Origin of the sequence: Luteibacter sp. 3190 (genome assembly GCF_031456385.1) — a bacterium.
Classification (GTDB): Bacteria; Pseudomonadota; Gammaproteobacteria; order Xanthomonadales; family Rhodanobacteraceae; genus Luteibacter.
Window position 1 is genome coordinate 1,629,711 of sequence record NZ_JAVDUO010000001.1, and the last position, 19,114, is coordinate 1,648,824.

16 protein-coding genes are annotated in these 19,114 nt (G+C 70.0%); 4 read left to right on the plus strand and 12 right to left on the minus strand.

Annotation, left to right across the window (positions count from 1 at the left end; genetic code table 11):
- Positions 1-11 precede the first annotated feature (11 nt).
- The 12 genes from trpA to hisN all read right to left on the minus strand — a co-directional run bounded on the left by trpA (position 12) and on the right by hisN (position 14,405).
- On the minus strand, positions 12-812 hold the full coding sequence (trpA, locus tag J2X58_RS07405) for a tryptophan synthase subunit alpha (RefSeq protein ID WP_090052840.1): 801 nt from the start codon (positions 810-812) through the stop codon (positions 12-14).
- Complete coding sequence (gene trpB, locus J2X58_RS07410; RefSeq protein ID WP_310047302.1) at positions 812-2,023, minus strand: tryptophan synthase subunit beta; 1,212 nt, start codon at positions 2,021-2,023, stop codon at positions 812-814. Before trpB ends, trpA begins: the two co-directional genes overlap by 1 nt.
- 28 nt (positions 2,024-2,051) lie before the next feature.
- Positions 2,052-2,675: a phosphoribosylanthranilate isomerase gene (locus J2X58_RS07415; RefSeq protein ID WP_310047303.1), complete on the minus strand. Its 624-nt coding sequence runs from the start codon at positions 2,673-2,675 to the stop codon at positions 2,052-2,054.
- Positions 2,672-3,439, minus strand: a complete 768-nt coding sequence (gene truA, locus J2X58_RS07420) for a tRNA pseudouridine(38-40) synthase TruA (RefSeq protein ID WP_310047304.1) — start codon at positions 3,437-3,439, stop codon at positions 2,672-2,674. The genes J2X58_RS07415 and truA overlap by 4 nt, the downstream gene beginning before the upstream one ends.
- Before the next feature lie 741 nt (positions 3,440-4,180).
- Positions 4,181-6,733, minus strand: coding sequence for a FimV/HubP family polar landmark protein (locus J2X58_RS07425; RefSeq protein ID WP_310047306.1), 2,553 nt, complete (start codon positions 6,731-6,733; stop codon positions 4,181-4,183).
- A gap of 177 nt (positions 6,734-6,910) precedes the next feature.
- A complete protein-coding gene (locus J2X58_RS07430) occupies positions 6,911-7,198 on the minus strand; it encodes a hypothetical protein (protein WP_090052832.1) in 288 nt (95 codons plus the stop codon).
- Entirely contained in the window at positions 7,198-8,226 is a 1,029-nt protein-coding gene (locus tag J2X58_RS07435; RefSeq protein WP_310047308.1) for an aspartate-semialdehyde dehydrogenase, read from the minus strand. Before J2X58_RS07435 ends, J2X58_RS07430 begins: the two co-directional genes overlap by 1 nt.
- Before the next feature lie 30 nt (positions 8,227-8,256).
- On the minus strand, positions 8,257-9,255 hold the full coding sequence (locus J2X58_RS07440; RefSeq protein WP_310047309.1) for a D-glycerate dehydrogenase: 999 nt from the start codon (positions 9,253-9,255) through the stop codon (positions 8,257-8,259).
- A gap of 3 nt (positions 9,256-9,258) precedes the next feature.
- Positions 9,259-10,362, minus strand: coding sequence for a chorismate synthase (gene aroC / locus J2X58_RS07445; protein WP_310047311.1), 1,104 nt, complete (start codon positions 10,360-10,362; stop codon positions 9,259-9,261).
- A gap of 17 nt (positions 10,363-10,379) precedes the next feature.
- A complete protein-coding gene (prmB, locus tag J2X58_RS07450) occupies positions 10,380-11,300 on the minus strand; it encodes a 50S ribosomal protein L3 N(5)-glutamine methyltransferase (protein ID WP_090052824.1) in 921 nt (306 codons plus the stop codon).
- A gap of 173 nt (positions 11,301-11,473) precedes the next feature.
- Complete coding sequence (locus J2X58_RS07455; protein ID WP_310047314.1) at positions 11,474-13,606, minus strand: phospholipase C, phosphocholine-specific; 2,133 nt, start codon at positions 13,604-13,606, stop codon at positions 11,474-11,476.
- Positions 13,607-13,613: 7 nt separating this feature from the next.
- A complete protein-coding gene (gene hisN, locus J2X58_RS07460) occupies positions 13,614-14,405 on the minus strand; it encodes a histidinol-phosphatase (RefSeq protein WP_310047317.1) in 792 nt (263 codons plus the stop codon).
- Between the two features lie 191 nt (positions 14,406-14,596).
- Between hisN and J2X58_RS07465 the strand changes: the two genes are divergently transcribed.
- Genes J2X58_RS07465 through J2X58_RS07480 form a run of 4 tightly spaced genes read left to right on the plus strand, consistent with a single transcriptional unit; the run spans position 14,597 to position 19,032 of the window.
- A complete protein-coding gene (locus J2X58_RS07465; RefSeq protein ID WP_310047319.1) occupies positions 14,597-15,598 on the plus strand; it encodes an extracellular solute-binding protein in 1,002 nt (333 codons plus the stop codon).
- A 29-nt stretch (positions 15,599-15,627) separates the two neighbouring features.
- Entirely contained in the window at positions 15,628-16,629 is a 1,002-nt protein-coding gene (locus J2X58_RS07470) for an ATP-binding cassette domain-containing protein (protein ID WP_310047320.1), read from the plus strand.
- Positions 16,626-18,287: an ABC transporter permease subunit gene (locus J2X58_RS07475; RefSeq protein WP_310047322.1), complete on the plus strand. Its 1,662-nt coding sequence runs from the start codon at positions 16,626-16,628 to the stop codon at positions 18,285-18,287. Before J2X58_RS07470 ends, J2X58_RS07475 begins: the two co-directional genes overlap by 4 nt.
- A complete protein-coding gene (locus J2X58_RS07480) occupies positions 18,277-19,032 on the plus strand; it encodes a DeoR/GlpR family DNA-binding transcription regulator (protein WP_310047324.1) in 756 nt (251 codons plus the stop codon). Before J2X58_RS07475 ends, J2X58_RS07480 begins: the two co-directional genes overlap by 11 nt.
- Positions 19,033-19,114 lie beyond the last annotated feature (82 nt).

The following is a 19,114-nucleotide window of genomic DNA, read 5'->3' on the forward strand; positions in this document are numbered from 1 at the left end:
CGCTCGCCCGATCAGCGCGCGTCGAGCGCGGCGCGGATCGGAGCGAGGAAATCCCTTGCCCTGCCGACGGCATCGTCGGCCGAGGTCGCACCGGCGAGGCGGTCGACCAGGGCGCTGCCGATGACGACGGCGTCGGCGAATTCGCCGATCGCCTTCGCACCCTCGGCGTCGCGGACACCGAAGCCCACGGCGACCGGAGCCTTCGACCGGGCGCGGATGCCGGCGACGCGCTCGGCGATGTCGCCGGTGCTCAGCTGGGCCGCGCCGGTGATGCCGGCGAACGATACATAGTACAGGAAGCCCGTCGCCGCCTCGCAGAGGGCGGCCAGGCGCGTCTCGGCCGTCGTCGGCGACGCGAGCAGGATCTGGTCGAGCCCGGCCTCGCGCAGCGGTTCCAGGACGTGCGACTCCTCCAGCGGACAGTCGACCATCAGGACGCCATCCACGCCGGCTTCGACGGCATCTTCGGCGAACGCCGCGTATCCGTACATCTCCACCGGATTGAGGTAGCCCATCAGCACGATCGGGGTTTCGTCGTCCGTCTCGCGGAACGCGGCCACCCAGGCCAGCACGTTCGCCAGGCCGACGCCCTTCGCGATCGCGCGCTCGCTGGCGTGCTGGATGACCGGACCGTCGGCCATGGGGTCGGAGAACGGCACGCCAAGCTCGATCACGTCGGCGCCGGCGGCCACCAGGCCATGGAGCAGCGACACCATGCCATCCGGCGACGGATCGCCGGCGGTGACGAAGGGGATCAGGCCGGTGCGGCCGGCGGACTTCAGCGCCGCGAAGCGGCGTTCGATGCGGCTCATCAGAGTTCGATTCCTTCGCGGGCGGCGATGGTATGCACGTCCTTGTCGCCACGCCCCGAGAGGTTGGCGAGGACGATGCCGTCCTTCGGCAGCTCGCGCGCCAGCTTCATCGCCTGGGCGATGGCGTGGCTCGACTCGAGCGCCGGCAGGATGCCCTCGGTGCGGGCGAGCAGGTGGAACGCTTCCAGCGCCTCGTCGTCGGTGACGCCGACGTATTCGGCGCGGCCGGCGTCCTTGAGGAACGCGTGCTCGGGACCGACGCCCGGGTAGTCGAGGCCCGCCGAGATCGAATGCGTCTCGACGATCTGACCGTTCGCATCGGAGAGCACGTACGTGCGGTTGCCGTGCAGCACGCCTGGCTTGCCGGCGGCGAGCGAAGCCGCATGGCGGCCCGTCTCGATGCCGTCGCCGGCGGCTTCGGCGCCGACGAGGCGCACACCGCCGTCGTTGAGGAACGCGTGGAAGATGCCGATCGCGTTCGACCCGCCACCGACGCAGGCGGTGACGACATCGGGCAGGCGGCCGAACTGTTCGATGGTCTGCGCGCGCGCCTCGCGGCCGACGATCGCGTTGAAGTCGCGCACCATCTGGGGATACGGGTGCGGGCCCGCGACGGTGCCGATGATGTAGAAGGTGTCCTCGACGTTGGTGACCCAGTCGCGCATCGCCTCGTTCAGGGCGTCCTTCAGCGTCTTCGAACCGGACGTCACCGGCACGACCTCGGCGCCCAGCAGGCGCATGCGGTAGACGTTGATCTTCTGCCGCTCGATGTCGACGGCGCCCATGTACACGACGCACTTCAGGCCCATGCGCGCGGCGACCGTGGCGCTGGCCACGCCATGTTGCCCGGCGCCCGTCTCGGCGATGATGCGCGACTTGCCCATGTAGCGCGCCACGAGCGCCTGGCCGACGGTGTTGTTGATCTTGTGCGCGCCGGTGTGGTTCAGGTCTTCGCGCTTGAGCACGATGCGCGCGCCGCCGACGTGCTTCGACAGCCGCTCGGCGTGATAGACCGGGCTCGGGCGGCCGACGTAGTGCTTGAGATCGCGATCGAGCTCGGCGATGAACGCCGGGTCGGAGCGCAGCTTCTCGTAGGCGGCGGTGAGCTCGGCCAGCGGCTCCATCAGGGTCTCGGCGACGTAAATGCCGCCGAAGTCGCCGAACCGACCGTGGGCGTCGGGCCAGGCGTGGAAATCCGTGATCTGCGTCATTGCCTTCTCGGTATCTGCTGGGGGCCGCTCACGCGCTGGGGACGGCGCGCACGGCGGAAATGAAGCGTTCCATCTTAGCCCGATCCTTGATGCCGGGCGACGCCTCGATGCCACTGGAGACGTCCACGGCCCACGGCCGGGCGACGCGGATCGCTTCCGCGACGTTGTCGGCGGTGAGGCCACCGGCGAGGATCAGCGGCTGCGCGAGATCCTTCGGCATCAGCGACCAGTCGAAGCGCTGGCCGCTGCCGCCCTGCTCGCCCAGTCCATGCCCGTCGAGCAGGAGGCCGGCCGCTGCTGGGTAGTCGCGCAGGCGCGCGAGCGCCGGCGCGCCCTCGCCCATCGCGATGGCCTTCAGCCAGCGCACGCCGTGCGCCGCGCACTCCGCCTGGGTTTCCACACCGTGGAACTGGAGCATGTCCGGCCGCAGGACGCGCACGACCTCCGCCACGTAGGCGGGATCGTCGTCCATGACCAGCGCCACGATGCCGACGAACGGCGGCACGGCATCGCGCAGGGTCGCCGCGGTCGAAGGATCGACGAACCGCTTGCTCTTGCGCGTCATCACGAAACCGACGGCATCCGCGCCGAGACGCGAGGCCAGCTGCACGTCGTCGACACGCGTGATCCCGCAGCACTTGATGCGCGTCATAGCGTCACCTCCGCCGGAAGGCCCCAGTGGGCTTCGTACATCGGTCCGAGGAACGTGAGTCCTTCCGCGGGCGCGGTCGCGCCGGCGACTTCGCGATCCCGGCCCTCGAGCAGTTCGGCCATCCATTCGACCGGGCGCTCCCCGCGACCGATGGGCAGCAGCGAGCCGACGATGTTGCGCACCATGTGGTGCAGGAACGCGTTCGCCTCGATCTCCACCACCACGTGGATGTCCTCGCGGAACACGCGGATCGACCGCACGTTGCGCCGCGCATGCGCGGCCTGGCACGACACGGCACGGAACGCCGAGAAATCGTGCTCGCCCACGATCGCCTGCGCCGCGACGTGCATCGTGTCGGCGTCGAGCTGGCGGCGCTCCCAGGCCACGAAACGCGCGTCGAGCGCCGGGCGCACGAAGCGCGGCAGGATGCGGTAGCGATAGCGCCGGGCCCGCGCCGAGAAGCGCGCGTGGAAGTCGTCGGCCACGGGCTGCGCCCAGGTCACCGCCACGCTGTGCGGCAGGTTCGAGCACGCGCCGAGGACCCAGCCACGCATGTCGCGCACGACGTCGGTATCGAAATGCACCACCTGGCAGCGGCCATGCACGCCTGCATCCGTGCGGCCGGCCGCCGTCACTTCCACCGGCGCGTGCGCGACGTAGGTCAGCGCTTCTTCCAGCGCGCCCTGCACGGTCTTCGCGTGGCTGAGCCGCTGCCAGCCAAGAAAATCGGTGCCGTCGTATTCGACGCCAAGGGCGATGCGCATGGGGTGGGTCGGAAGTGGTGGGAGCCGCAAAGGGTACCATCCCGTCGCCAACGAGCCGCTGTGGGAGCGGACCTGGCCGCGACGCCGTTGAGGCCGTGAGCCGCACGGCCTGCCGCGTCCGGCGAAAAGCTGTCGCGGCCGGGTCCGCTCCCACACGATACCTGTTGGAGCGGACCTGGCCGCGACGCCGTTGAGGCCGTGAGCCGCAGGGCCTGCTGCGCCCGGCGAGAAGCTGTCGCGGCCGGGTCCGCTCCCACACCGCACCGATGGCTGTTGGAGCGGACCTGGCCGCGACGCCGTTGAGGCCGTGAGCCGCAGGGCCTGCCGCGCCCCGCGAGAAGCTGTCGCGGCCGGGTCTGCTCCCACACCGTACCGATGTCTGTTGGAGCGGACCTGGCCGCGACGCCGTTGGGGCCGTGAGCCGCAGGGCCCGATGCGTCCGGCGAAAAGCTGTCGCGGCCGGGTCCGCTCCCACACCATACCTGTTGGAGCGGACCTGGCCGCGACGCCGTTGGGGCCGTGAGCCGCGGGGCCTGATGCGTTCGGCGAAAAGCGGTCGCGGCCGGGTCCGCTCCCACAACGCACCGATGGCTGTTGGAGCGGACCTGGCCGCGACGCCGTTGAGGCCGTGAGCCGCAGGACCTGATGCGTCCGGCGAGAAGCTGTCGCGGCCGGGTCCGCTCCTACAAGAAAAAAGCCCCGGCGGGTGGCCGGGGCTTTCCGTTCTGCCTGTGCTCGCGATCAGACGATATCGTCGAGGATCCGGCGGGCCGTGTCCTTCTGCATCTGCGAGCCTTCCGCGATCACCTCGTCCAGCATGAGGCGGGCGCCTTCGGCGTCGCCCATGTCCAGATAGGCGCGGGCGAGGTCGAGTTTCGTGTCGACCGGGTCGTCACTGAAGCTTTCCGGGCCGTGATCCTCGATCGGCTCTTCGTCGGCGAACACCGGCTCGTCGAATCGCGGCGGTTCGTCGAAACGCGGGAGCTCGTCCACGTGCTTCGGCGCCTCGAAGGCCGGCTCGTCGTGCGCCGGCGCGCGATCGGCATCCTCGTCGAACGACCAGGTCGAGCGCGGTTCGTCGTGGGCGGCCGTCTCGCTGGCGAGCACGTCGCCGAACGCCGCATCGCCTTCATGCGTGCCGTGCGCTTCGGCGTACGGCGATTCCGGCGCGTCCACGTCGAACACTTCCGGCGCGTGCGGACGGCGATCCGCCTCGGCGCGCTGCACCGGGGTCAGGTCGAAATTGAAGTGGTATTCGCTGTGCTTCTGCGGCGCGGGCGTCGCAGGACGGGCCTCTTCATCCGGGCTGGTCACGTAGGTGCCGAGGTCGAACTCCTCCAGCGCCGCGGCGTGATCCGGGTGCTGCGGCGAGCCGGCCGTGTACGTGTCGTCGTCGTACGGATCGTCGATCTCGTCGACCGGCACGCCGCCGAACAGCGGATGCGTCGGGGCGAGGTCCTCGCCCATCATCACCACCTCGCGCCATTCCGGCTGCTCGGGATCGGCGACATGGGCGAACATGGCTTCGGCGGCGGCCTCGAAGTGATCGACGTCGCGGCGGCCGTAGTACAGGCTGACCAGTTCCAGATGCAGCCCGATGTCGTCCGGGTGCTCCGCCAGCGCGTCGAGGATCTCGCGCTGGTCCTGATCCATCGTGTCGGTGTGCTCGAAGTCGCCGAACGTGGGCTCCTGGCCGAAACGATCGGCGAGCGACGGCGTGCCGGCGACGGCGGCCGCGGCCTTCGGTTTCCTGCGACCGAACACGGCCGCGACGAGCAGCAGGAGGATGACGATCGCGCCGCCACCCCAGGCCCAGGGCTGCATGAACCAGGGATCTTCCTCGGCGACCGGAGCCGTGGGCGTGACGTGGGCCCGGGCCGGCTTCGCGACCGGTGCCGGCGGTGCGGCGACGGCCGTCGCCGCCGCGGCGGGCGCCGGGGACGCGAGCGGCGTCGTGGCGACGGTCGCGGAAGCGGCCGGGGCGGCCGCGGTGCTGGCGGCCGTGGCCGGTGCCGTGGCGGCCGCGACCGGCGCGCTGGAGGCGGCCGCGGGTGCAGGTGCTGGAGCCGGAGCGGCCGCGACGGCCGCGCCCTTCTGCGCTTCGGCCAGCTTGCGCTGGAGTTCGGCGATCTCCGAATCCTTCAGGCTTAGAAGGCGCTGGTTCTTCGCGTCGATCGCCTCGAGCTCGCCGATGCGCGACTTCAGCTCGGCGCCCTGCTGCTTGAGCGACGCGACGCTTTCCTGCGAGGTCGCCAGCTCCTGGCGGAGGCCGGCGACCTGGGCGTCGCCCGTGCCACCCTTCGTTCCGGCGCGGGTGGACGCGGCGTCGCCGCCGTCCTTCGACGGCACGATGGCGAGACGGTCGTCGGCGCTGGCCGCGGACTTCGCCTTCGGCTGGCTCGCGCCCGTGGAGGCGGCATCGGCGACCGTCGACGGCGCGCGGGTGCTACCGGCGCGCCAGGATTCGTTCTGGCGGCGGACTTCGGAGAGCGCCGCGTCTGCGCTCTCCGCACGCACCTCGTCGGCAGACGGGATACGCAGGACCGCACCCGTCTTCAACGCGTTCATGTTGTCGCGATAGAAGGCGTCCGGATTGGCCTTCTGCAGGGCCACGAGCATCTGGTTCATATCCGCGCCGCCCGCATGCTGGCGGGCGATCGTGGACAGCGTCTGGCCACGCTGCACCGGGCCATAGGAGTCGGCGGACGCACGGCGCGGCGTCGACTGGCGAGGCGCGGGAGCGGGCGCCGCGGGAGCCGGCGTCGGCGGCGCGGCGGTCTCGGCGGTGCGCGAGGGACGCGCGTCGCTGGCCGCCGGCACCCGCGGCGGCACGTCCGACGTACGCGACGGAGGCGCGGCGGGAGCCTGCGGTTCGGCGGTCGACGCCGCCTGGTGGATCGGCGAGCCCGGCGGGTCGAGCAGCATGGTGACTTCCCGGACGACCTTGTTGCCGCCCGAGGAGACTTCGACGAGGAAATCGAGGTAGGTGTCGCGGACCGGCTCGGCACTGGTGACGCGAACGACGGGCTGCCCGGAGGCGCCCTTGGCGACCGTGAAGTTCAGGGCGACGGGAAGGCCGCCGCGATTGAGCCCAGCCCGGCGGAAGGCGTCCTCCGACGCCAGCGCCACCTGGACGTTGCCAAGGTTGCCCGACACGCCGGTGAGCGGAATCTCGGCGACCAGCGGCTGATCCATGGTGGAGCGCACCTGGACGGCACCCAGACTCTGAGCCAGGGCGGTGCCGCCCCAGCTGGCCAACGCCAGCATGATCGAAAGCTTCAACGTGCGGTTCATGTGTTACGTCCCCCGAACTGGATCCATGCCGGCGGCGCGCCTCTATCGGGCGATCGGCCGCGAAGGCGCCACTGTAGTGCACCCCGACAACAACTAACAATAGCGGCTACGGATAGTTACGCGACAACGTTGAGTCGTTCGCGAGGCCCGTACACGCCCCCCTTACATGTACTTCGGTCAATGGCCCTGCGCGGCCTCCAGCTGCCGCTGGAGCTCGGCGATCCGGCGATCCCGTTCCTCCAGCGCCTGCCCGGCCTCCTTCGAGTGCGACTCCAGCGTGTCCACACGCGTCTTCAGCTGGCGGACTTCGGCGTCCTCGCGTTTCTCCTGCCCGCGAAGGGCATCGAGCCGCGCGCGGGAGGACGACGAGTCCGCGCGCGTCGCCCGGTCCTGCGGCCGTTGCGCCGCCGACGCGGCGAGCGCGGGCAGCATCAGCAGCAGGAAGGTGGCGACGCGAGGGTTCATTACAGGTAATCCTCGATAAGGATTTCCGCGATCTGCACGGCGTTGAGCGCGGCACCCTTGCGGATGTTGTCCGCGACCACCCACAGGTCGAGGCCGCGCTCGTGGGAGATGTCCTCGCGGATGCGGCCGACGAAGACCGGGTCCTTCCCGGCCGCGTCGCCGACCGGCGTCGGGTAGCCACCGGCCTTGCGCTCGTCCTGCACCACCACGCCCGGCGCCTGCTCCAGCAGTTCGCGCGCGCGTTCGGCGGTGATCTTGTCGCGGGTTTCGATGTGCACCGCCTCTGCGTGGCCGTAGAACACCGGCACGCGGACGGCGGTCGGATTCACCTGGATGGACGCGTCCTCGAGGATCTTCCGGGTCTCCCAGACCATCTTCATCTCTTCCTTGGTGTAGCCGTTGGCCTGGAAGTCGTCGATGTGCGGAATCACGTTGAACGCGATCTGCTTCGGGAACTTGGCCGTCTCCACGTCCTGGAAGTTGAGCATCTGGGCGGTCTGCTTGCCCAGCTCTTCCATGCCGCTGCGACCCGCGCCGGACACCGACTGGTACGTCGCGACGTTGATGCGTTCGATCCCCGCCTCGCGATGGATCGGCGCCAGCGCCACCAGCATCTGCATCGTCGAGCAGTTCGGGTTGGCGATGATGCCGCGCACCGTGTAGTCGGCGATGGCGTGCGGGTTCACCTCGGACACCACCAGCGGGATGTCGTCCTGGTAGCGGAACTCGGAGGTGTTGTCGATGACCACGGCACCCGCGGCGGCGGCGCGCGGGGCGTGCTCGCGGCTCACCGATCCGCCGGCCGAGAAGAACGCGATGTCGACGCCGTCGAAGTCGTATTTCGCAAGGTCCTGGACGGTATACGGTTTTCCGGCGAAGTCGACGGTACCGCCCGCCGAGCGCTCGCTCGCCAGGGGAACCAGTTCGCTCACGGGAAAATCCCGCTCGGCGAGGATCGACAGGAGGGTTTCGCCGACCGCGCCGGTCGCGCCCACCATGGCCACCTTGTAACTCGTCTTCTTGCTCATGCTTCGCTTTTGTCAGGCGTGGATGGAAGGTCAGCTGGCGTCGGCCAGCACACCCGGATTGAGGATCGTGGGTGGCTGGCCGGCGTGTGGACCGTGTCCGAACGCCGCCAGCACATTGTCCACAGCCAGCGCCGCCATATCGCGACGTGTGTCGCGACTTGCGCTGGCGATGTGCGGACTGAGGACGATATTGTCCCGTTCGAGCAGCCCCGGATGGACCGAGGGCTCCCCTTCGAACACGTCGATGCCCGCCGCCGCGATCTCGCCGGTGGCCAGCGCACGCGCCAGCGCCGCGTCGTCGACGATGCCGCCACGCGCGATGTTGACGAGCGTCGCGGTCGGCTTCATCGCCTTCAGTTCGGCCTCGCCGATCGCGTGGTGGTTCTGCGCGGTGTAAGGCAGCACCAGGATGAGATGGTCGGACCGGCCGAGCAGCGTGGCCTTGTCGACGTAGGTCGCCGCGCATTCGCGTTCGACCTCCGCCGGCAGGCGCGAGCGATTGTGATACAGCACCTGCGCCCGGAAGCCGGCCGCGCGGCGTGCGACGGCCTGGCCGATGCGGCCCATCCCGAGGATGCCGATCGTCTTGCCGTGGACGTCCGCGCCGAGCCAGCCCTCGAAGCGGGAGCCGCGCCACTGGCCGTCGCGCAGCCAGCGCTCGGCCTCGCCCACCCGTCGCGCGGCGGCGAGCATCAGCGCCCAGGCGTAGTCGGCGACGGTCTCTGTGAGGACGTCGGGGGTGTTCGACGCACCGATGCCCGCGGCGGTCAGGGCATCCAGGTCGAGGTTGTTGTAGCCCACCCCGAGGTTCGCGACGAAACGCAGGCGCGAGGCGCCGGCGATGGCGGCCGCGTCGATGCGCTCCGCGAGCCCGACGATCGCGGCGTCGGCGCCGGCGAGGTGCTTCGCGAGGTCGGCGCTACCGAACTTCAGCTCCTCGGTTTCCGCACGCACTTCGAAATGCGGCCGCAGGCGATCGACGATGTCGGGAAAGAACGGGCGGGAAATCCAGACGACATGCTTGTTCATGGGTTACTCCCGGACGGCCCCTGGAATCCGCGGCGGCACCTCGCCCACGTCGCCGCACTGGGCGCGATGACGCAGCGCCTGGTCCATCAGCACGAGGGCCAGCATGGCCTCGGCGATCGGCACGGCACGGATGCCGACGCAGGGATCGTGGCGGCCCTTGGTCACCACCTCGGTCGGCTGGCCCGCGCGATCGACGCTGCGACCCGGGATCAGGATGCTCGAGGTCGGCTTGAACGCCATCGACACGACGACCGGCTGGCCGGACGCGATGCCGCCGAGGATGCCGCCCGCGTGATTGGACAGGAAACCGTCGGCCGTGAGTTCGTCGCGATGCTGCGTGCCGCGCTGGGCCACGGCGGCGAAGCCGTCGCCGATCTCCACGCCCTTCACGGCGTTGATCGACATCATGGCCGCCGCGATCTCGCCGTCGAGCTTGCCGTAGATCGGCTCGCCCCACCCCGCCGGCACGCCCTCGGCGACCACGGTGACTTTCGCGCCGACCGAATCGCCCGACTTGCGCAGGGCGTCCATGTAGGCCTCGAGCTCGGGCACCTGCGCGGCGTCGGGCCAGAAGAACGGGCTACCCTCGATCGCGTCGGCGTCGAAGCCGCGCGGCACGACGTCGCCGATCTGCGCGACGTACCCGCGCACCGTCACGCCATGGCGCTGGGCGAGCCACTTCTTCGCGATGACGCCGGCGGCCACGCGCATGGTGGTCTCGCGCGCCGAGGATCGCCCACCGCCGCGCGGATCGCGCACGCCGTACTTCTGCCAGTAGGTGTAGTCGGCGTGGCCGGGGCGGAACGTGTCGAGGATGTTGCCGTAATCCTTCGAACGCGCATCCGTGTTGCGGATCAGCAGCGCGATGGGGGTGCCGGTGGTCACGCCCTCGTAGACCCCGGAGAGGATCTCGATATCGTCGGCCTCGCGCCGCTGCGACGTGTGCCGCGAGCGGCCCGTCGCGCGGCGTTCCAGGTCGGCGCGGAACTCGCCGGGCTCGAGCGCGAGCCCCGGCGGGCACCCGTCGACGACGCAACCGATGGCCGGGCCGTGGCTTTCGCCGAAGGTGGTGACGGAGAGGATCTTGCCGAACGTATTGGAGGACACGGTACTTCCGGTGAAGGTCAGTTTCTTGCGGCGCGAACGGCGGCGATGTCGGCGGCATGCTCGACGAGGTCGCGCCGTTCCAGCGCGAAGATCCCCATCTGGCCCACCTTGAACTCCAGCCACACGAACGGCACGCGGGGCAGCAGGTTGACCAGCGCATGCTCGCTGTCGCCCACCTCGACGATCAGCAGGCCGTCCTCGCTCAGATGGTCGGCCGCCTCGTCGAGCATGCGCAGCGTGAGGTCCAGTCCATCATCGCCGGATGTCAGGCCGAGGACCGGCTCATGGCTGTATTCGGCCGGCATCGCGGCGTATTCGTCGTTGGTGACGTAGGGCGGGTTGGAGACGATCAGGTCGTAGACCTCGCCCTGGAGGCCGGCGAAGAGGTCCGACTTCACCGCGCGCACGCGGTCCTCGACGTGCTGGAACACGATGTTCTCGTTGGCCAGCGACAGCGCGTCGTCGCTGACGTCGGCGAGGTCGACCTTCCACTCCGGGTTGTACTCGGCCATGGCGATGCCGATGCAGCCCGAGCCGGTGCACATGTCGAGCGCGCGTTCCACGTGGCGATCGTCCAGCCACGGGGTGAAGCGGCTCTCGATCAGCTCCGCGATCGGCGAACGCGGCACCAGCGCGCGGCGGTCGCTCTTGAACTTCATGCCCGCAAACCAGGTCTCGCCGACCAGGTAGGCCACCGGCACGCGCTCGACGACCCGGCGCTCGATCAGCGCCAGCACGGCCTCGCGCTCGGCGGCGACCAGCTTGCCCGCGCCGTAGGCCGGCGGAATGTCCGGCGGCAGGTGCAGCGCGGCCAGCACCAGATGCGTGGCCTCGTCGATCGGATTGTCGTGGCTGTGCCCGAAGGTCAGGCCGGCGGCCGAGAAACGGCTGGCGCCGTAGCGGATGAAATCGATGATCGAGGAAAGTTCGCTGGTCACGGTCGGGGGGATTCGGTGGGGCTGGCTCGTGAGTATAGCCGTCCGGGGAGACGCGGCGGCCTTCGCCGGGCCGGGCGCTTCGCCGTGGGCACCGGCGTGCGCCGGTGCGACGGTGAGGGAACCTTGCCGGACGCCACCCGCTCCCTCGACGTCGCACCGGCGTACGCCGGTGCCTACGGCGCGGCAATCGCAGAGGCGGAACGTGCCGGATCGCTGGTCGCCGGCTTCCCGTCCTCGTGATGCCCCGCGTAGCGACGGAGGTAGCGCGGCGTGGACGGCGTCAGGATCGACACGTCGAACCATCCGGCGCTCGCGGTGAGATCGAGCGTCAGCGTCTGGCTCGCACCGGCCGGGAGCGCGAGTTCGTGTCGCGTCGGCCCGTACGCCTCGGAGATCGCCACCGCAACCGGGTCGGGGCCGCCGTTCGTCACGACGACCTCGATGGCGCGCTTGCCGTCCACGCCTTGGACCCACGCCTCCAGCGCATCGCCGGCGAATCCGCGCACCGCCGCGTAATAACCATTCGGGCCATGGATACGCCGGTCGTAAGCGTCGCCGACCTTCGCAAGGGGCCACGCATCCTCGATCGCGGTGCCCGCGCTGGCCGCATAACGACGCGGCGGCGCATCCCGGTCGAGCCCGTCGTAGACCATGAACGCCGCGCCGAGCCGGCCGTGGTTGTCGAAGGAAAGACGGCTGGATCCGTCCTCGATGCGATGCCGCAGGTGCCACGCGTAACCGAGCGCCCGTGCCGGCCGCGTGCCCGGTTCCTGCACCGGCATCGTCTGCGTGCCGGGCACCGCGACCGGCGCCTTTCCGCTGAAGCCGGTCGGCACGCGCAACGCGGGCATCGACGGATCGGACCGGCCGCCGAAATCGAAGGCACTGGTCAGATCGCCGCAAACGCTGCGCCGCCACGTGCTGATGTTCGGCTCCTCAACGCCGAAGCGCTTCTCCAGGAAACGCAGCACGGACGTATGGTCGAACGTCTCGGAGCAGACCCATCCGCCACGCGTCCAGGGCGAGACGACGATCATCGGGACGCGGTTGCCGAGGCCGACCACCTGCTCCCCGCCGGGATCGCTGCCGGGAACGAGCGGCGACGCGATCCGGCGATGCCGGTCGAGGTCCATCGTTTCGTCCTTCAGGCCCTCGGCGAGATCGGGAGACACGACGCCCTCGCCGTCCTCCAGCGGCGGCGCGGGCGGGACGACGTGGTCGAAGAACCCGTCGTTCTCGTCGTAGTTGAGGAACAGGACCGTGCGGCTCCACACCTTCGCGTTCGCGGTCAGGGCCTCGATCACGCGCTTGATGTACGCCGCGCCATCGGCCGGCGACGAGGTGGGGTGTTCGCTGTATTTGTACGGCGCGACGATCCAGCTGACCTGCGGCAGGCGGTCGTGCAGCACGTCGTCGCGCAGGTCGCGCAGCGTGTGCGTGGACACGCCGTTGCGCACGAGCGCGCCGGCCGGATCGGCGCCCTCCTTCACCTGGTACGCGGCGAAGAACTCGAGCGAGTTGTCCGTGTAGTTGTCGGTGGGCGAACCCGGATCGCCGGTGCCGCCCTGGTACACGCGCCAGGTGACGCCCGCCTTCTCGAGTCGCTCCGGATACGTCGTCCACGTATAACCGTTCGCGTCGGGACGTTCCTCGGTGCCGGGACCGTTGTCCTTGCGTCCGAGCCGGCCCGACGGATCGGACGTACCGCTCCACAGATAGATGCGGTTGATCGCGGTATCGGCCAGCGCGGACGCGTGGTACGCGTCGCAGATGGTGAAGGCGTCGGCGAGCGCGTAGTGGAACGCGGCGTCCTCGCGACGCAGGTACGCCATCGTGAGCACGTCCTGCTTCTGTTCGATCCAGCGGTCGTTACGGCCGAGGTTCCACGCACCGTGGCCGGAGCTCCATCCATGATCGGTGCCCTCGTGATGGTCGCCACTGCGGTGCGTGTCGAGATGGAACGGATAGACCCATGCGACATCGTCGCCGATGCCGCGCGATTTCCAGTATTTCGTGCGCGCTGGCGTCACCGGCTGGCGCCAGACCGGGTCGCCGTTACCGAGCTCGAGCACGCGTGGATCCGCGAAACCGCGAACGCCACGCAGGCTGCCGAAATAATGGTCGAACGAGCGGTTCTCCTGCATCAGCACCACGACGTGACCGACGTCGGCGAGCGTGCCCGTGCGGCGGTCGGGCTCCGTCGCCAGCGCCTTCGCGATGGCCGCGGGAAATCCCTGCGCGACGAACGAGGCCGCCACGGTCGCACCCGCGGCATGGAGGAAACGGCGGCGATCGTGGGAGACCATGGCCGTATCAGTCCCGCCCGAGCGATTCGATCAGCGCCGCGTGCAGCGCCGGCGTGGCCGCCGCGACCACGCGACCGCCGCTGTCGAGGCCCAGTTCACGGCCCTCCCAGTCGGTGATGACGCCGCCCGCGGCCTGCACGACGGGAGCGATGGCGAGATAGTCGTACGGCATGAGGTTCGATTCGATCACGGCGTCGATGTGACCCGACGCGAGCATGCCGTAACCATAGCAGTCGCCGCCGAAGCGGCGTGTGTAGGCGGCCCGGCTCGTGCGATCGAAGCGCACCCACTCGTCGGGCGTGAACATGTCCGGCGTGGTGGTGTAGAGCGTCGCGGCGTCGAGCGTCTCGCAAGCGCTGGTACGGCAGCGCACGCCGTTCATGGTGGTGCCGACGCCGACGTGGCCGATCCAGCGCTCATCCAGCGCGGGCATGTCGAGCACGCCGAGCACCGGCCGCCCGTGCCGGAGCAGCGCCAGCAACGTGCCCCACAGCGGCCATCCCGAAATGAAGCTGCGCGTACCGTCGATCGGATCGATGGACCAGACGAACTCCGCATCCGTGCGCGCCGCGCCGTATTCCTCGCCGAGCAGCCCGTGCGCCGGCCACGCGTGCTCGATGCGATCGCGCAGCATCGATTCGACGCCGCGATCCACGGCGGTCACCGGACTCATGTCGCCCTTGAGCGTCACGTCGACCGGACGGCGGAACCGGGGCAGCGACAACGCGCGAGCGTTGTCGGCGATCGCCAGCGCGAACGTTTCGAACTCTTTCCGCTCGGCGGCGGACAACGATTCCATCTTGCGGGACTCCCGATGCGGAAAGCGTGCGCGATCTAACGGTTACACGTTTCGGATTGATGACAAAAACGAAAATTCTCTGGTGGACGACGACGCCACAGGTTTGCAAATATACCCAAATCGCCACACCGGTGGGTGGTCGTTTCCGCCCCGGTGACACGTAAAGCGAACCGCCATCCGTCGAGCCGGCCATGCGTCCATACCGCCAAATCGGAAGCGCCATCCTGCTGCTCGCCGGCTCCGCCGCGGCGCACGCGGGCACCGTGACCGTGTACTCGGCGCTCGAGAGCGACGAGATCGCCGTGTACCTCGACGCCGCGAGGAAGGCGCTCCCCGACATCGACGTCCGCGTCCTGCGTCTGTCCAGCGGCGACCTCGCCGCGCGACTGCTCGCCGAATCGGCGCAGCCGCGCAACGACGCGATCTGGGGCATGGCGGTGACCGACATGCTGGAGCCCCGGATCGCCGCGCTACTCACACCCGTGCGGGGCGCCCACATCGATGGCATCCCGTCCGCGTTCCGCGCCGCGGACGGCCGCTGGTTCGCGCCCACGGGCTTCCTCGCCGCGCTGTGCGTGAATCGCGAAGCGCTCGCGGAGCGCGGCCTGCCGATGCCGCGGAGGTGGACCGACCTCGCATCGCCCCGCTATCACGGGCAGGTCGCCATGCCGGACCCCGCCTCGTCGGGCACCGGATACATGCTGCTCTCGTCGCTCTCGGACGCCGGTCGCGATCCGAAGGGCATGCAGGTGGTGCTCGACATCGCGCGTAACGTCGGACAGGTCACGCTCTCCGGGTCGGCACCGTGCAAGCTCGCGCGCATCGGCGAATTCCCGATCGGCATCTCGTTCGCGTTCTCGGCCATGCAGTCGATCCGCCAGGGCTATCCGGTCTCGATGGTGATTCCCGAAGGCGCCAAAGGCTACGAGCTCGAAGCGTCGGGCCTCATGGCGAAAGCGTCGAACCCCGGCGACGCGCGACGCTTCCTCGACTGGACGGCCTCGCCCGAGGCCGCCGTCCTGTATCGCGGTTACAAGGAAATCGTGGCGGCGCCGGGCAGCGTCCCCAGCGCCGAACAGCAGCGGGAAGGCCTTCCCGCCGACCTCGTCGCGACGCTGCCCGCGCGCGACTTCGCCACGGCGGCGCGCGAACGCGCGGCGCTCATCGCCCGGTACAAACGGCTGACGCGCTGACGCGCCGGCCGAAGGGGAACCAACGCGACATGCACCTGCGGATCGACGACCTATCGAAGGCATGGAACGGGCACACGGTGCTCGACGACGTGTCCTTCAGCACCGCCGAGGACGAGTTCGTCTGCCTGCTGGGACCGAGCGGCTGCGGCAAGACCACGCTCCTGCGCATCGTCGCGGGGCTGACGACGCCCGACGCCGGACGCATCGCGCTCGGCGGACGCGACATCACCGCCCTCCCCGCGCGCGACCGCCGCATGGGCCTCGTCTTCCAGGCGTATTCGCTGTTCCCGGACATGACCGCCGCGGCCAACGTCGGCTACCCGATGCGCCTTCGCCGCGAGTCGCCGGCGAAGATCGCCGCGCGCAGCAGCGAGCTGCTCGAGCGCGTCGGCCTTGGCGGCTTCGGCGCGCGCTTCCCCGACGAACTTTCCGGCGGGCAGCAGCAGCGCGTGGCGCTGGCCCGCGCGCTCGCCACCGAACCCGCGATGCTCCTCCTCGACGAGCCCCTTTCCGCGCTGGATCCCGCGATCCGGGCGCAGCTTCGCACGGAGATCCGCAGTCTCCAGCGGGGGCTGGGCATCCCCACCATCATGGTGACGCACGACCAGGACGAAGCGCTGGCGATGGCGGACACCATCATCTGCATGAACCATGGACGCATCGAGCAGTCCGGTTCGCCGCGCGACCTCTACGAACGACCGCGCACGCGGTTCGTGGCCGAGTTCGTGGGCCGCGCGAACCTGCTGCCCACCGCGTTCGTGCGCGACGCCCTGCCCGGCTTCCTCGAACGCCGCCCTCCCGGCGCCGAAGCGACGTATGAGCTCTGCCTGCGCCCCGAGGACATCGTCATCGTCGCCGACCCGCGCGGCGAAGGCGTCGTCGAGGAGACGACGTTCCTCGGCAACCTGACGCGGATGACGCTGTCGTGGCGTGGCCGCCGCCTCCTGGTGGAGGCATCCGGTCGCGACTCGCTGTCACGCGGCCAGATCGTGACGGTCGACGCCCTGCGCGGCGCCTGGGTATGCGCATGAACGCCCTCGCCGCCGCGTCCTCGTGGTCGCGTTCGCGCCCCATCGCGGCGACGTTGCTCCTCGCCGTGCCGGTGGCCGGCCTCGTCCTGTTCTTCCTCCACCCGCTCGCCACCGTGCTGTGGCGCGCGGTCACGGATGCGGACGGCACGCCGACGATAGCCAACTTCGCACGCCTCCTCGACGATCCCGGCCTGCCCCGCGCGGCGTGGCGAAGCCTGGCGATCGGCCTCGCGACGACGGCGACCACCGTGCCCCTGGGCCTGTGCCTGGCCATGGCGCTGCATCGCTCCCGCCTGCGCGGCAAGTTGCTCATCCGCGGCGCGCTGCTGTTGCCGATGCTCGCGCCGTCGCTCGTGCTCGGCCTCGGGCTCGTCTGCCTGCTCGGCCGGAACGGCCTCGTGCATCGGCTCACCGGCCTGCCGACCGACATCTACGGATTCTGGGGCCTGCTGCTCGCGAACACGCTCTACGGCCTGCCGCAGGTGACGATCATCGTATCCGCCGCCCTCGCGCGAACGCCCGCGCGCCACTACGACGCCGCCACGTCGATGGGCGCGGGCGACGGGAGACAGTTCCTCGACGTGACGCTGCCACGCCTGCGCTACGCGCTGCTCGCCGCCGCCTTCCTCGTCTTCACCGAAACGCTCACGGACTTCGGCAGCGCGGTCGTCGTCGGCGGCAGCTACCGCGTGCTGGCGATGGAGATCTACAGCGAAGTGGTGGGTCAGCTCGATTTCGCCATGGGCGCGACGCTCGGGGTCCTGCTGCTCGCCCCCGCGCTGCTTTCCGTCGGACTCGCCCGCCTCGCGAAGCGGCGGCAGGACAGCGGCGACGCACGCCCGGGCCAGCCGCTCGTGCCACGACGCAACGCGCCGCGCGATCTCTTCCTCGGCGTGGTGTCCGTCATCGCGTTGCTGCCGCTCGTGGCCATCGTCGCGACCGTGGCCTATGTCAGCGTCGTGAAGCTCTGGCCTTACGACCGCACGCTCACGCTGGCGAACTACACGACCGGCATGCCCGACGGTTACGGACCGGTCGCCACGTCGCTCGGCGTCGCCCTGACCGCCGCCGTGGCGGGCACGCCGCTGGTCTTCGCACTCGCCGCCGGCCTGCGCCGTGCGCCGGCGACGCTGTCGCGCCCCGTGCAGTTCCTCGCCTCGCTGCCCGCCGCGGTGCCGGGCATGGTGCTCGGCCTCGGTTACGTGCTCGCCTTCAACCACGGCGCGCTGTCCGGCGTGTTCTACGGCAGCGCCGCGCTGGTGGCGGCGTGCAGCCTCTACCACTACCACGCGCAGTCGTTCCTCACGATGCAGACGGGCATGCGGCAGGCGCCCGAGGCGCTGGAAGACGCGGTCGTGACGTCCGGCGGCGGCACGCGGCACGTCCTGCGCGACGCCATCCTTCCGTTCACCGTGCCCGCCGCGGTGTCCACCTTCTTCTACCTGTTCATGCGCTCGCTCGTGACGCTGTCGGGCGTGATCTTCCTCGTCACACCGACACTCGGCCTCGCCTCCGTGACCGTGATGCGCCTCGACGAGAACGGCTTCCTCGCCCAGGCCGCGGCCTATGCGATGTGCGTCGTGATCGTCGGTGCCCTCGCGCTCGGCGCGATGCGCCTCCTCCTCCACGCATTCAAGGACCGACACCATGTGGCATGAAGAACGGCATTCCCGCATCCGCGACCTGCTGCGCACGAGCGGCCAGGTGTCCGTCGAGCGCATCGTCGCCGAGCTCGGCGTGTCGCGCGAGACCATTCGCCGCGATCTCGTGGAACTGGCGGAACGCGGCGAGATCCGTCGCGTGCACGGCGGCGCCGTGCTCACGGGCGACGAGCCGCCGATCGACGTGCGCCATGCCACCCGCGTGCGCGAGAAGCGCGCCATCGCGAAGAAGGTCGCCAGCCTGGTCGAAAGCGGCCAGACGATCTTCATGGACGCGGGCAGCACGATGAACCTCGTCGCCGAGGCGCTCGCCACGCGCAGCGGCCTCACCATCGTGACCAACGCGGTGGACGTCGCCGCGCGCTTCGCGACGCGCGACGCCAACGAGGTGCACCTCCTTGGCGGGCGGTTCAACGCGCAGATCGGCTGCACGCAGGGTTCGTCCACCGTCGCCGAGATCGCGCGCTACCAGCCGCACGTCGCGATTCTCTCGCCCGTCGGCATCGACGCGAAGGCCGGCGCCAGCAGTTTCGAAATGGAAGAAGCCGAAATCGCGCGCGCGATGTGCGCGAACGCCCGCCGCATCGTGATCGCGGCCGACCATTCCAAGATCGGCGTGCGCAGCCGCGTCGCCTGGTGTCCCGCCGACCGCGTGGACGTGCTCGTCACCGACCGTCGCAGCGAGAAGTCCCGCGCGATCGCCGCCATCCGTAAGGCCGTGGGCGAGATCGCCTACGCCTGAAACAAGACGCGCCAGGAAGGCCGCCGAAGCCACACATTTTCAATCGATACAAACCAACCACGATGCCTTCCCGGAGCTTTCC